Origin of the sequence: Paracoccus sp. MC1862, from assembly GCF_016617715.1 — a bacterium.
GTDB lineage: Bacteria > Pseudomonadota > Alphaproteobacteria > Rhodobacterales > Rhodobacteraceae > Paracoccus.
The window spans coordinates 1,476,159-1,489,960 of record NZ_CP067225.1; the positions used below are offsets into that span (position 1 = coordinate 1,476,159).

Consider the following 13,802-nt stretch of genomic DNA (forward strand, 5'->3'; position numbering starts at 1 on the left):
AGGCGCCGCTTGTGGGCGGCGCTTCTGGCCTGCAGCGCCTTGGTGCCGGACGAGGCGGTCGCACAATCGCTGCCCAGCGACCCCAGTGTCGTCGGCGGCGAGGTCACGGTCACGACCCCCCGTCGCCACAACATGCGCGTCGACCAGCATAGCGGCCGCGCCATCATCAACTGGGGCAGCTTCGATATCGGGACGGGTGCGTCGGTCCGGGTGAACCAGCCAGGGCGCGACTCGGCCCTGCTGAACCGCGTGACCGGCGACCGGCCGACGCGGATCGATGGTTTTCTGGGTGCCAACGGTCAGGTCTTCGTGGTCAACCGCAACGGCATGGTGGTCGGCCCGGGTGGCCGGATCGCAACCGGGGGGTTCGTCGGCTCGTCGCTGGACATCAGGAACGACGACTTCATGGCGGGCCGCCTGACCTTCTCGGGCGACCGCCCCGGGCGGGTGGCGAACGAGGGGCGCATCGACATCATCCCCGGCGGCTATGCGGCGTTGCTGGGCGGCCAAGTCAGCAATTCCGGCGTGATCCGTGTCCCGCTGGGCTCGGTCGGGATGGGCGCGGGACGACGGGCGACCCTGAACCTGAGCGGAGACGACTTCCTGTCGGTGGCCCTGCCGCCCGAGCAGAGCGACGAATTGCAGGCTCTGGTCGAACAGACGGGTCATGTCTCGGCCGACGGCGGCACGATCGAGATCCGGGCCGCGACGGCACGCGACGCGGCCCGCAACGCGATCAACCTTTCGGGCGTGACCGAGGCGCGGACCGTGTCGGGCAGGTCGGGCCGCGTGGTCCTGGGTGGCGGAGGTGGCGGCAAGGTCAAGGTGACGGGACAGGTGCGCGCCACCGGCACCCGCAAGCCGGCGGCTGTGGCGCCCGCGCTGCCCCGGATGACGCAATCCGATCCGCCGATGGCACGCCCCCAGCGCGGCGGCGAGATCACCATCACGGGCCATCAAATCGAACTGGCCGGTGCGCTTCTGGACGTCAGCGGGACCGCTGGCGGCGGCCTCATCCGCATCGGCGGCGATTATCAGGAGAAGGGTGCCCTGCCCCATGCACAGCACAATTCGATCGGTGCGGGCACCCGTCTTGTCGCAGACGGGCTCGGGCATGCCGACGGCGGGCGGATCATCGTCTGGTCGGATACACTGACCCATTTCGGCGGCAGCGTTTCGGTACGCGGGGGCGATTACGGGGGCAACGGCGGCTTTGCCGAGATTTCCAGCAAGGGCCACCTGGCGATCCGCAGCTCGGAGGTGTTTCTCGGCGCACCGGAAGGACGGGCCGGGACAGTGCTGTTTGACCCACGAAACTTCCGCATCGTCAGCAACGGGACCTACAATCCCGCTGATCCCACCCATGTGCTTGATACGACGATCTATGCCCTGCTGGCGCGATCCGGCAGCTATGTGCTGTCGACGGCGGGGGGCGGAAACGATGCGGGCGACATCGTCGTGGATACGGCGCTGCGCTTTACCTTTCCTCCCGGAGAGGGGCTGGACATCAACCGGTTCGAACTCAGCGCCTCGAACGATCTCTTGGTCAATCAGCCGCTTTCCTGGGACGGGCCCGGTCGAGTGTTCCTGAATGCCGGCCGCGACATCGACGTTGCCGTTGCCCTGACATGGAGAAACGCCAACGGCCTGAACGTTTCTGCAGGAAACGACCTCCTGATCGGTGACGGCATGTCCTGGAGCGGGCCGGGCGAGACGCTTCTGCGCGCCGGGCGCGACATTGACATCGCCGGTGCCCTGACATGGAGCAACGCCAACGGCCTGAACGTTTCGGCAGGAAACGACATCCTGATCGATGACGGCATGTCCTGGAGCGGCCCCGGCGAGACACTTCTGAGCGCCGAACGCGACATCGACATCGCCGGTGCCCTGACATGGAGGGACGCCAACGGCCTGGCCGTTTCGGCAGGAAACAACATCCTGATCGATGACGCCATGTCCTGGAGCGGGCCCGGCGAGACGCGTCTGAGCGCCGGGCGCGACATCGACATCTACGGTGCCCTGACATGGAGCAGCGCTGGCGGTCTGGACATCTCCGCCGAGAATGCGCTTGCCCTCAGGGCGCCGATCGTTGGCTCCGAAGGCATCCTGACCCTGCAGGCCCCTCTGGTCACGGCAGACGACAGCGTCAGGGTCGACAGCTTCGAGCTGACCGGGCGATCGCAGTGGCGGCAGAACGCGGGCAGCCTGCCAGGCTTTTCCGCCGCCGATTTCTTTATCGAGGAGGGCGCGGGCTTCCTGCGCGCCCAGGGTGGGTCCGGGACGGTCGCGGACAGATACGTGATCGCGGATGCTTACGGGCTGGCCGGGATGGGCTCGGCCGGTTACTCCGGTGCCCACTATGCCCTGGGCGCCGACATTCCTGCCGGCAGCACAGGCGCCTGGAATTTTGGCGCCGGATTCACCCCCATCGGCACCGAAGAGGCGCCCTTCACGGGCAGCCTCGACGGCAGGGGCCGGGCGATCAGCGGGTTGACCCAGACCATCTTCAGCGACACGGGAGGACTGCTCGGCACCATTGCTGGCGCCGAGATCGCGAACCTGCGCCTGCTCGACATCGATCTGAGGGCCGCGGACGCCTTCTTTCCCGTGATGGGCGGGGTCGTCGGACGCGCAATCGCGGGCGAGCGGCCCAACCTGATCGAGAACGTCCTTGTCACTGGCACCCTCACGGCGAACCTGGGCGTAGAGGTCTTCACAGGTGGCACCTTCGGTGGCATCGCCGGGGCCTTTGGAAATGGTCGCATCACCAATGCCCAGTCTCGCGTCGAGTTGTCAGTCTCGGGCGAGGCCGACGGGCCGGGCGATGCCGTCCTGATCGGCGGCGTGCTGGGACGTTCGCTCGGCGAGTTGACGATGGAGGATAGCAGCCATGCCGGCCGCATCGCATCGGCGTTCAACGGATTGTCGGAACTCGACGATATCGCCCTGGCTTCTGTCATCGGAGGCCTTGTCGGAACGGCTCAGGCCGGCGACACGATCCGCAATTCGACCGCCCAGGCCACCCTTGCCCAGACCGGGGTGGGCGACTGGGTGATCGGCGGGCTGGCAGGCGTGAACAGGGCCACGCTGGAGGGCGTCACTGCCACAGGCACGATCAGCGTCACCCAGGACGCGGACGACATATCCCCGGCACTCGTGGCAGGCGGGCTGATCGGAGACAACCGGGGCACGATCCTGCGGTCTTCGGCAGATACGGCCATAGATCTGAACACTCCGGGGGTCGTGCAGGCCGGAGGGCTGATAGGCACCAATGCGGGAATTGTGCGTTCCTCGTTCAGCACCGGCTTGCTTGACCTTGTCCTGACGGACTTGCCCGAAACCCGCTCCGTTGCCACGGTCGGCGGGCTGGCGGGCACGAACGCGGGCCTTCTGAGCGACGTCTTTTCGACCCGCGCCATCAGCCTTTCCGGCAGTGGATGGTTTCTGGCGGGCGGCCTTGCCGGCGGGAACTCGGGCCGGATCGAACGTGCGCGGGCCTCTGGCAGCGTGGCGGCCACGCTGGACGGAGCCCCGGGACCCCTGGACATCGGCGGGCTGGTCGGCAGGAATATCGGCACGGTCGTGGATTCCTATTCGCTGGCGCCGGTTGCCTTTGCCGGCACGCGGGATGCGCGGCTGGGTGGGCTGATCGCCTACAATGAGGGCAGCATCCGCCAATCCTATGCCGCGGGGCGCCTCACCGGCACGGGTGCCAGTGGATCCCTGATCCAAGGCGGTCTGGTGGCAGCCGACAACGAGGGGACTGTTGCTCTGTCCTTCTGGGACCGCGACGCCACCGGCCAGTCCACTTCGGCGGGAGGCACCGGGCTGACCACCGCAGAGCTGCAGGACACCACCGGCTTCCGGCGGCTGGCCGCCTGGGATTTCCAGAGGGTCTGGGCGCCCGGGGGTAGCGACGCCTATCCCCGGCTTTACAGCCTCGACCCGGTGCTGTGGGCCATCCCGACGTCCGTATCCGTGACCTATGGCGACGCACTGCCCACGCCCGGTGGAACTGTCCGGGGACTGGGTCGCTATGTCTTTGCCGCGCCCGGCGACCTGCCGCCCGTCGGAGACATATTCCGCTTGCCGGTGGGCGCGCGCAACGCCGGAACCTACGTCATCGGGGCGGCCGGTTCCGTCACCTCGCCGGGCGGCGTGACCTATAGCATTGTCAGTTCCGACGCGCGCCTGACCATCCGGCGCGCGGCACTGACGGTTACGGCACGCGACCAGACCAAGCTTTACGGGCGCGAACTGCGCTTCTCTAACGACGACGTGACACCGAGAGGCCTGCGATACGCAGACACCCTCTCCTCGGTGCGACTGGCCAGTGACGGGGCCCCGGCACGGGCACGGGTGGCAGGCTCACCCTATGACATCACCGCAAGCGATGCCGTGATCGCCGGCCAGGGCGGCGATGTGACAACGAATTACAACATCACCTACGAGACCGGCGCCCTCACCATCACGCCGCGCCCGATCACCTTGTTGGGCATTGCAGTAGGCGCCCGAGACAGCGAAAGCGTTTATGGTGAAACACCTGTCTTGGACTGGCGCCTGATTTCCGGCACCCTCGTGCAGGGCGACGAGATCACCAGCGTCCGGCTGACCAGCCCCGGCACCGCCTTCAAGAGCAGGGTGGGCACCTATCGCATCGACGCCTCGGATGCGCGCATGAGCGACGGGGCCGAGACGAACTATCGCATCACCTACACACCCGGCGCCCTCACCATCACGCCGCGCCCGATCACCTTGTTGGGCATTGCAGTAGGCGCCCGAGACAGCGAAAGCGTTTATGGTGAAACACCTGTCTTGGACTGGCGCCTGATTTCCGGCACCCTCGTGCAGGGCGACGAGATCACCAGCGTCCGGCTGACCAGCCCCGGCACCGCCTTCAAGAGCAGGGTCGGCACCTACCGCATCGACGCCTCGGATGCGCGCATGAGCGACGGGGCCGAGACGAACTATCGCATCACCTACACACCCGGCGCCCTCACGATCACGCCGCGTCCAATCACCATCGAAGGGCAAGGCAGCGTCATTCCCTTTGGTCTGACGCCGGTCCTGGATTGGCGTCTTTCCGAAGGTACCCTTGCGCAGGACGACGTCATTTCCAGTGTCCGACTGGCCAGCGATGGCAGGATAGGAAGCCCGCCCGGCAGCTATCGGATCGATGCCTCCGACGCGAGGATGAATGGCGAGGCTGAAGCTAACTATGATATCTCCTATGCGCCGGGCAGGTTGCAGATACTGACTCCAGGTCGTGTCAGCGGCGGATCGAACCCAAGCCCGACCCAAACCGTGCGTCCCGCGCCTCCGCCGAACTTCCCGGACGAGTTGTCCATCTACCCCCTCGCCGCTGCAGTTCCCGTGTCCCTTGGCCGGAACCTGCCGATCATCACCGATCCGCAAGGCGCATCGACCCGTCTTGCGGCCTTGTCCGAGGAAATCGGGACGATGATCGACGCCTGCAGCCAGAACGAAGGCCAGACCGAGGACATGCTGGCCTGCCTTTCGCGCGCGCTGAATCGCTATTCCAGCGCCTTGGACGAGCTTTCGGCCGAACTGCCGCCGTCGTTGCAGACCGTCTCGGCCGTCCTGCGCGCGGCCAGCACGGATATCGAAGCGTCGCGGAGCCGGGCGCTGAACCGCCTTGCCGGCGCGAGATCCGAACCCGAGCGCCGGGCCATCCGCCAGCAGGCCCTGACCGAAGCCCGCCGCGCCATCACCACGGCCCGCACCGAGATCGTCAAGCAGATCGAACTGCTGCGGGTCGAGGATCCCGAGCTTGCCCGGGCACATGCACGGCAAGAGGGCCTCATTCTAGCCACGGTTGACAAGGCCGATGCAACGCTTGCGCGCGCGGTCGGGCTTTAGTCCCGGCCGCCTCTTCTCTGCCGTCCTCGCGTCTCTGGCCCTTGTCCTGCTGATGGCCGGGCCGGCCGCGGCAGCCTCTCGCGTCGCGCTGGTCATCGGGAACGCCGCCTATGTCAGCGTGCCCGTGTTGGACAACACGCTCAACGACGCGAATGACATGGCGGCAACGCTGGAGGATCTGGGCTTCCAGGTCATTCTGGGGACTGACCGCGACCGTCAACAGATGGAAGAACTGATCGCCCGTTTCGGCGTGGCGGCCAAGGCGGCGGATGTGGCGCTGTTCTTCTATGCCGGGCATGCCTTCCAGGTTGCCGACCGGAATTATCTGGTGCCGCTGGATTTCCGCATGACGCGTCCCGAACAGGCGATCGATCAGACTGTGCGGTTGGATGGTGTCCTTGACATCATGTCGGCCAGTCCCGGGCTGAAGATCGTGCTGCTGGACGCCTGCCGCGACAATCCGCTGCGCCTGCCCGACGGCGACGGCCTAGCCCGCGTCGGCAGCGCGGCGGATTTCCTGATTGCCTATGCGACCCAACCCGACTCCGTGGCCTATGATGGCGAAGGGCGCAACGGGACCTTCACGGAAGCCCTGCTGAGCCATGTCAGGACGCCGGCCCAGGACATCAGCGAGATGATGATCTCCGTGCGGAAGGATGTGATTGCACGGACCGGAGGCCAGCAGATCCCGTGGGAAAGCTCCTCGCTGACACGGCAGTTCCGTTTCGACGACGCGCCCCCCACCGCCACGCCTGAAACGATCCTCTATCAAGTGGCAGCGCGCACGGTCGACCCCTCACTGCTGCGTCTCTACGTCCAGCGCTATCCCGACGGCACCCATGTGAATGAAGTTCTGGCACTGCTGTCGCAGAATGCGGGCGATCTGACCACCGCACGTCGCAGCATGGAGCCGGATCAGGAAGGCGGCGAGCAGCTTTGGCAACTCGCGCAGCGGAGCCGTCTGGCGCCGCTGTTCGAAAGCTACGCCCGCAACTATCCCGAAGGACCGCATGCCGCCGAGGCAGGCCGGATGCTGGCAGAGCTTGGGACCGAAACCCGGCCCGGTCCTGCACGCCAGTGCGAGTTGCTGGGGACCCACCCCCGCGACGGGACCGAGACGACTCCGGGCGTGCCCTTCGAGTTGCTGGCCCGCAATGCAGCCGAAGCGATTGCGGCTTGCGAGGAGGCGATGCGGCTTGATCCCCGTCAGGCGAAATACCTGGCGCTCCTGGCCCGAGCTTTCGCTGCGGCCGGTCTGCGGAAGCGGGCAGTCGAACTTTACTCTACGGCGGCCGAGCGGGGGGATCTGCGCGCCATGGTCAGCTTGGCACTATTGAAGGAAAGCGGCGACGGTATCGCGCAAGACCCGGAGGGCGCGCACGCCCTGTATGAGCGTGCGGCGGCCGCAGGCAGTGCGGATGCAGCGATCAATCTCGCGGTTGCGCTGCTGGAAGGAGGTCCGAACCCTGCGGATCGCGCGCGTGGCATCGCCCTGATGCAGCAGGCATCGGCAGCCGGATCAGCCATCGCCACCTTCAACCTCGGGGTACTGGCGCAGGAAGGGCAGTTCGGCGATCGCGCCGATGCCCTTCCCCTGTTCGAGCGCGCAGCGCGCGAGGGCGAGCCTCGAGGCTATCGCGCGGCGGCGATACTGCTGGACGAGGGCCGCGGCACGGCCCGCAACCCCGCCTTCGCGGCGGTCCAGTTGCTGCTGGGAGTGGCCTCCGACGACGGCAGCCTGTTGCGCGAACTGACGGAACAGGGGCAGAACTGGAGCCGTGACACGTTGCTCTCGCTTCAGCAGCGTCTGGCCCGCGCCGGGCTTTACCAGGGTCACCCGGATGGTGTGCCGGGACCCATGCTGGCCCACGCGTTGGAGGCTTGGCGAAACGGCGGCTTCGATAACTCGGTGCTGTCGGTCTGATCGCTCGCTTGGGCACTGTCAGACAAACTCGGGTTGCGCGAGCGGAAGTGACCGCCCTATCCTTCCGGCATGAACCAGCGTGGTCCCTTCCGCTGCTTCAAGACTCGCCTGAGGTCATTCGACTGGCCGTGGTGCTCTGCGTCCGGTTCCCACTCTCACTCACGAACGTCGAGAACCTGCTGCACGAGCGCGGCATCGAGATCAGCCACGAGACGGTGCGCTTCTGGTGATTTGGTATCCCCGCCCGTGGTGTAGCTGGTGGCGGGCCTCGCGCTCTGGTGCGGGCCGAGCAGGTCAGTCGCTCTGCGCAGCAGGCAGGCTGACCATGACATCATCGCAGACGGGCGCGAGCGTTTCCAGCGTCAGGTAACGGCCGCGCTGGACGGTCCATTCTTCGGTCTGCTCCATCAGGATCGCGCCGACGAGCCTGCGGATCGAAGCCTCGTTCGGGAAGATGCCAAAGACGTCGGTGCGCCGCTTGATCTCGCCGTTCAGACGCTCGATCGGATTCGTCGAATGCAACTTGGCGCGGTGCTGGGCAGGGAATGTCATGTAGGCCAGCACATCCTCCTCCGCCGTGTCCATGAGGGTGGCCAGCTTCGGCAGCTTGGGGCGCATCTGGTCCGTTACCAGCCGCCACTGAGCCTTGGCCGTGGCGTGGTCCGGTTGGGCGAAGGCCGTGGCGATGAAGGCGGAGACCACCCTGCGGCTGCTCTTTCCGGCATGGGCAAGAGCGTTGCGCTGGAAATGGACGCGGCAGCGCTGCCAGGTAGTGGACAGGACTCGCGCGGTCGCGGCCTTGATGCCCGCATGCGCATCGCTGACCACCAGCTTCACGCCGCCGAGACCCCTGCGCACGAGGTCACGGAGGAACTCGGTCCAGAACGGCTCGGCCTCGGCCTCGGACGCGCCGATCGCCATGCCCAGAACCTCGTGCCGCCCGTCGGTATTCACGCCCACCGCGATGGTGACGGCCGCGTAGACGATGCGACCGCCCTGGCGCACCTTGAGGTGGGTCGCGTCGATCCAGAGGTAGGGCCGTCGGCGTATACGCCGCCCCCCTCGATCAGCCGAGTGAGGAAGGCATCGACCCGCTCATCGATCTCTTCGCACAGACGGCTGACCTGGCTCTTCGAATGCCGGTGCCGCCCATGGCTTGCACGAGGTCGTCCATCGATCGCGTCGAGCCTCCGTGAACATAGGCCTCTTGGATCACGGCCGTCAGCGCCTTCTCGACCGAGCGCCGCGGCTCGAGAAAAGAGGGAAAGTAGGAGCCGGTCCGCAGGTGCGGGATGCGCAGCTCGACGCTGCCCGCACGGGTCCGCCATTCCCGGTCGCGGTAGCCATTGCGCTGCGCCAGCCGCAAGCCGCTTTTCTCGCCATACTCGGCGCCAGTCCTGGCGCCAACCTCCAGCTCCATCAGCCGCTCGGCAGCAAAGCTGATCATCTCGCGCGAGCCGGGTCCGCATCACCGCTCTTCTCGACGAGCGCGCGCAGGTCCATCATCGGTTTGGTCATCGGGGGGCATCCCTCGGTTCAGGTTGGCTCAGCAACCCGACCCTACCGAGAAACCCGATGGCCACCGCCAGCTACACCATCATCTGGGACGTCACCGCTCGGTGCCGCCTGAAAGACGGCCCTGCTGCAAACACTAAGAGCGCCTAACAAAACCGCCTCTCGTGCGTTAGGGGACATGAGCAAGCCCCTTGTATCCGATGATCTGTGGGCGGCGCTGGAGCCGTTGCTGCCGAGGCCGCGGCCCAAGCCCCAGGGCGGCCGTCCCCGCTGCGATGACCGGCTGGCCTTGGCCGGCATCCTCTTCGTGCTCCGCTCCGGCATCCCTTGGGAGATGTTGCCGCGCGAGTTCGGCTGCTCCGGCATGACCTGCTGGCGCCGGCTGCGGGACTGGCAAGCGGCCGGCATCTGGGCTGGGCTCCACCGCATGCTGCTGGAGCGCCTATCGGATGCCGGACATCTGGACTGGAGCCGGGCCTCCCTCGACAGCGCCGCCGTGGCGGCCAAAAGGGGGGCACCGAGATCGGCCCGAACCCGACGGATCGCGGCAAACCAGGCACGAAGCGCCATCTTGTGGTCGACCGGAGAGGCACCCCGCTCGGGGTGCGCCTGAGTCCAGCCAACCGGCATGACAGCCTGATGCTGGCGCCCACCCTCGATGCCGTGCCGGGCGTGCGCCACGGTCGCGGCCGCCCGCGCAAGCGCCCCGACAAGCTCCACGCCGACAAGGCTTACGATAACCATCGTTGCCGGTCCGAATGCCGCGCCCGCGCGATCATGCCCCGCATTGCTCGGCGGACAGTGGACAGCAGCGAGAGGTTGGGCTGCCACCGCTGGGTCGTCGAACGAACGCTTGCCTGGCTCAACCGCTTCCGCCGTCTGACTATCCGCTATGAGCGACGCGCCGACATCCACGAGGCCTTCGTAATCCTCGGCTGCGCCCTCATCTGCCTCAACCAGATCAGAAGGTTTTGTTAGGCGCTCTAACACTACTCTGCCAGGTTTTGTGGTAGTTCGGGGTGGTGCTCACGGGAGGTGCCGTGATGAGAGCAACCACAAGCCACTGGCGGGCTGCCTATGAGGCTTGGCTCGCACCTTTCCTAGCTCGGCTCGGCAGGGTCGAGCAGCGCCGCTGGGCACCGGTGTATCTTCAGGGGCTGCTCGGGCCGGGCGAGCGCAAGAGCGTCGAGCCAATGGCCGCTCGCGTAGCGCCCGGAGACGTTCAGCAGCTTCACCACTTCATCTCCACCTCGCCTTGGCGCTGTGAGCCGCTCGAGGAGGAGCTGGTGCGGGCCGCCGACCGGCTCGTCGGTGGTCCAGAGGCTGTGCTGATCATCGACGACACCGCCCTGGTCAAGCAGGGGCGACACTCGGTGGGGGTTGCGCGCCAGTATTGCGGCCAACTGGGCAAAAAGGCCAACTGCCAGGCCTTGGTCTCGCTCACGCTGGCGCGCTGCGAGGTTCCGGTCTGTGTGGGCCTGCGTTTGTTCCTGCCTCGCGCCTGGGCCGAGGACGCAGGGCGGCGCGCCCGTGCCGGTGTGCCAGAGGCGATCCCCGGCCGGCCCAAATGGCGGATCGCCCTGGACGAGATCAGTCGCATCCAAGTGGCTGGAGCGCGCTTCGGCGCTGTGCTGGCGGATGCCGAGTACGGCAAGGTGGCAGACTTCCGGCAGAAGCTCTCGGAGCAGGGTCTCACCTGGGCGGTGGGCATTCTGCCGACCCAGACGGTCTATCCTGCCGACGTCATGATTGCTCCGGCTATGAAGCGACGGACCGGTCGGCCACCCAAGCATCCGGTGCCTTCCACCCGGACCTACAGCGTTCAGGCCGTCGTGGCCGCCCTGCCGAACGAATGCTGGCGGACCCTGTCGTGGCGGCGCGGCACCAAAGGCGATCTCAGGGCCGACTTTGCCGCGCTCCGGGTCCGGGTGGCCGATGGTCCGGTGATCTCGCGCAACCGGCGCCTGCCCGGTGAGACCGCCTGGCTGGTGTGCGAGCGCCGGACCTCCGGGGAGCGCAAATACTACCTGAGCAATCATGCGGAGGATGTCGCTCTGGAGAGCCTGGCGGCGCTGATCAAGCGTCGATGGGTTTGCGAGCAGATGCACCAGCAGATGAAAGGGGAGATCGGCCTCGATCACTTCGAGGGCCGCAGTTGGCGGGGCCTGCACCATCATGCGCTCATGACGATGATCGCCTTTGCCTTTCTCCAGCATCTGCGGCTTGGAGAAAAAAACCCCCACCAGACCGGGGCCGCCCCCAACCCCATCCTTGCCGCAGGTGCGTCGGCAACTCGCGGCCACACTCAGCGCCTTTGCACGGCTTTGTCCCCACTGCCGCAAGCCCGTGCCCTATCACCTCCGGCTATGAAGGTGGCAGAGTAGTGCTAAAACAATGCAAAAACCCAGCCGAAGCTAAGCTGGGAGAACGCGTTCGCTGGGGCGAGTGGCGGAGGCGGTGGGATTTGAACCCACGGTGGAGTTCCCTCCACGTCGGTTTTCAAGACCGGTGCATTAAACCACTCTGCCACGCCTCCTGTGCAAGCGGCATTATCGCTGGACGAGCCCGGGATCAAGCAAGCTGATGCGATCCAGCCCGACGACGGTCTCTGCCCATGCCGGGAAGCGGCAGGGGCCGCGGCTTAGCACTACTCTGCCACCTTCATAGCCGGAGCAATCATGACGTCGGCAGGATAGACCGTCTGGGTCGGCAGAATGCCCACCGCCCAGGTGAGACCCTGCTCCGAGAGCTTCTGCCGGAAGTCTGCCACCTTGCCGTACTCGGCATCCGCCAGCACAGCGCCGAAGCGCGCTCCAGCCACTTGGATGCGACTGATCTCGTCCAGGGCGATCCGCCATTTGGGCCGGCCGGGGATCGCCTCTGGCACACCGGCACGGGCGCGCCGCCCTGCGTCCTCGGCCCAGGCGCGAGGCAGGAACAAACGCAGGCCCACACAGACCGGAACCTCGCAGCGCGCCAGCGTGAGCGAGACCAAGGCCTGGCAGTTGGCCTTTTTGCCCAGTTGGCCGCAATACTGGCGCGCAACCCCCACCGAGTGTCGCCCCTGCTTGACCAGGGCGGTGTCGTCGATGATCAGCACAGCCTCTGGACCACCGACGAGCCGGTCGGCGGCCCGCACCAGCTCCTCCTCGAGCGGCTCACAGCGCCAAGGCGAGGTGGAGATGAAGTGGTGAAGCTGCTGAACGTCTCCGGGCGCTACGCGAGCGGCCATTGGCTCGACGCTCTTGCGCTCGCCCGGCCCGAGCAGCCCCTGAAGATACACCGGTGCCCAGCGGCGCTGCTCGACCCTGCCGAGCCGAGCTAGGAAAGGTGCGAGCCAAGCCTCATAGGCAGCCCGCCAGTGGCTTGTGGTTGCTCTCATCACGGCACCTCCCGTGAGCACCACCCCGAACTACCACAAAACCTGGCAGAGTAGTGTTAAGACGAGTTCGCATTTGTCTGACAGCACAGCAAGTCATCCTTACCTGACGTTACCTCACGCCTGAGGCGCAGGAAGACCTGCGCTATTTCCGTGGCTTGTGCAGGTCCGCCGCGCACCAAGACGCGGCTTTCTCCCTGATATCTCCGCATCTCCCGCGCCCGTCTCAGGAGGGGTTTTCGGTCGTGCGGTTTTCGGCCGCCGCAGCCGTTTACAGGGAATTTACAGGGAATTTGTCGAGAGAAGCGCAGGCGGCGCGGGATCAGGCAGCTGTTTGATCTCCAGTTTTCAACGGCTTAGCACGGGAATTCCCTGCCCGCAGGAACAGGGAATTGGTGACGCAGCATCAGGGAACAAGCTCCGCCCGATCAGGGACGCGGCAGAGAGGAACAGGGAAGCGGATCAGACGGGGAAGATACGGGTGCGCGGATACTGCTGATCCCAGTCCGGCGGCATCTCAGGCCGCGTCAGACTGTGCAGGGTCAGGTGCTCGGGCTGTGTGCCGTCGAGGATCGCGCTCTGGATCGCGGGAGCGAGAAAGGCCAGCTGCAGATGCCCGCGCAGACAGCCGGCGGAGATGCCGGGATCAAGCGCCAGCCGGCCGAGATCCTAGCCCTGACGCGGGGCACCGAGCCAGCGATGCCCGCGGATCAGCGCACCGACCAGCTTCGGGTCCGGCTGACGGGCGAACTCACCGATCACCACCTTGGCGCCGGCGCCACGCCGGCAGAGAGAAACGGCAAGGGCCAGGTCCAGAGCGTCGGGACAAAGGTCGTCCGGCTCCAAGCCACAGAGCGCCGCCACAGCGCCGGAGGACAAGCGGAGGGCGAGACGGTCGGAGGCGATCTGGCCCTCGGCGATCAATCCAAGCAGTCGCGCCTCTGCATCCGCTTTGCCGTCAATTGTTCTTCAGCCGAGCGGTAGCGAAGAATACCGGATTCGGCGAGCAACCTGTGCTCGTGCAGGAGCCGGGCGGAGTGCGTACGGATACCTGTTGCGATACCGGTCTGCAGCATCGCCGCGGGCAGGCGCCAGGCGGTCGAA

5 protein-coding genes, 1 tRNA gene and 3 pseudogenes are annotated in these 13,802 nt (G+C 66.5%); 6 read left to right on the forward strand and 3 right to left on the reverse strand.

Annotated features, from left to right (window positions below; all coding sequences use genetic code 11):
- The first annotated feature begins 9 nt into the window (after positions 1-9).
- The 3 genes and pseudogenes from JGR78_RS07390 to JGR78_RS07400 form a co-directional block, all read left to right on the forward strand.
- The gene (locus JGR78_RS07390; RefSeq protein WP_182805365.1) at positions 10-5,880 is read left to right on the forward strand and encodes an MBG domain-containing protein; all 5,871 of its coding nucleotides are present in this window, start codon (positions 10-12) and stop codon (positions 5,878-5,880) included.
- The gene (locus tag JGR78_RS07395) at positions 5,849-7,804 is read left to right on the forward strand and encodes a caspase family protein (protein WP_182791117.1); all 1,956 of its coding nucleotides are present in this window, start codon (positions 5,849-5,851) and stop codon (positions 7,802-7,804) included. The genes JGR78_RS07390 and JGR78_RS07395 overlap by 32 nt, the downstream gene beginning before the upstream one ends.
- Positions 7,805-7,851: 47 nt before the next feature.
- Positions 7,852-8,031: pseudogene (locus tag JGR78_RS07400) on the forward strand (hypothetical protein); the annotation flags it as partial.
- A gap of 67 nt (positions 8,032-8,098) precedes the next feature.
- Here JGR78_RS07400 and JGR78_RS07405 read toward each other — a convergent pair.
- A pseudogene (locus tag JGR78_RS07405) lies at positions 8,099-9,322 on the reverse strand (IS256 family transposase).
- Between the two features lie 175 nt (positions 9,323-9,497).
- Here JGR78_RS07405 and JGR78_RS07410 point away from each other — a divergent pair.
- Together JGR78_RS07410 and JGR78_RS07415 are read left to right on the forward strand one after the other, a co-directional pair.
- Positions 9,498-10,297, forward strand: a protein-coding gene (locus tag JGR78_RS07410; RefSeq protein WP_200559300.1) for an IS5 family transposase whose coding sequence is annotated in 2 segments (ribosomal slippage) — positions 9,498-9,831 and positions 9,831-10,297 — 801 coding nt in all. Because the reading frame shifts where the segments join, the coding sequence is not laid out codon by codon here.
- 65 nt (positions 10,298-10,362) lie between these two features.
- Positions 10,363-11,703 carry an IS701 family transposase gene (locus JGR78_RS07415; protein WP_256435060.1) on the forward strand — a complete coding sequence of 447 codons (1,341 nt, stop codon included), beginning with the start codon at positions 10,363-10,365 and terminating at the stop codon, positions 11,701-11,703.
- Positions 11,704-11,765: 62 nt separating this feature from the next.
- Here the strand turns inward: JGR78_RS07415 and JGR78_RS07420 are convergent.
- A tRNA-Ser gene (locus JGR78_RS07420) sits at positions 11,766-11,855 on the reverse strand.
- Positions 11,856-11,987: 132 nt separating this feature from the next.
- Positions 11,988-12,701 (reverse strand): annotated as a pseudogene (locus JGR78_RS07425) (IS701 family transposase); the annotation flags it as partial.
- 609 nt (positions 12,702-13,310) lie between these two features.
- On the opposite strand from JGR78_RS07425, the gene JGR78_RS07430 reads away from it, so the two are divergent.
- A complete protein-coding gene (locus tag JGR78_RS07430) occupies positions 13,311-13,682 on the forward strand; it encodes a hypothetical protein (protein WP_182793958.1) in 372 nt (123 codons plus the stop codon).
- The last annotated feature ends 120 nt before the right edge of the window (positions 13,683-13,802 follow it).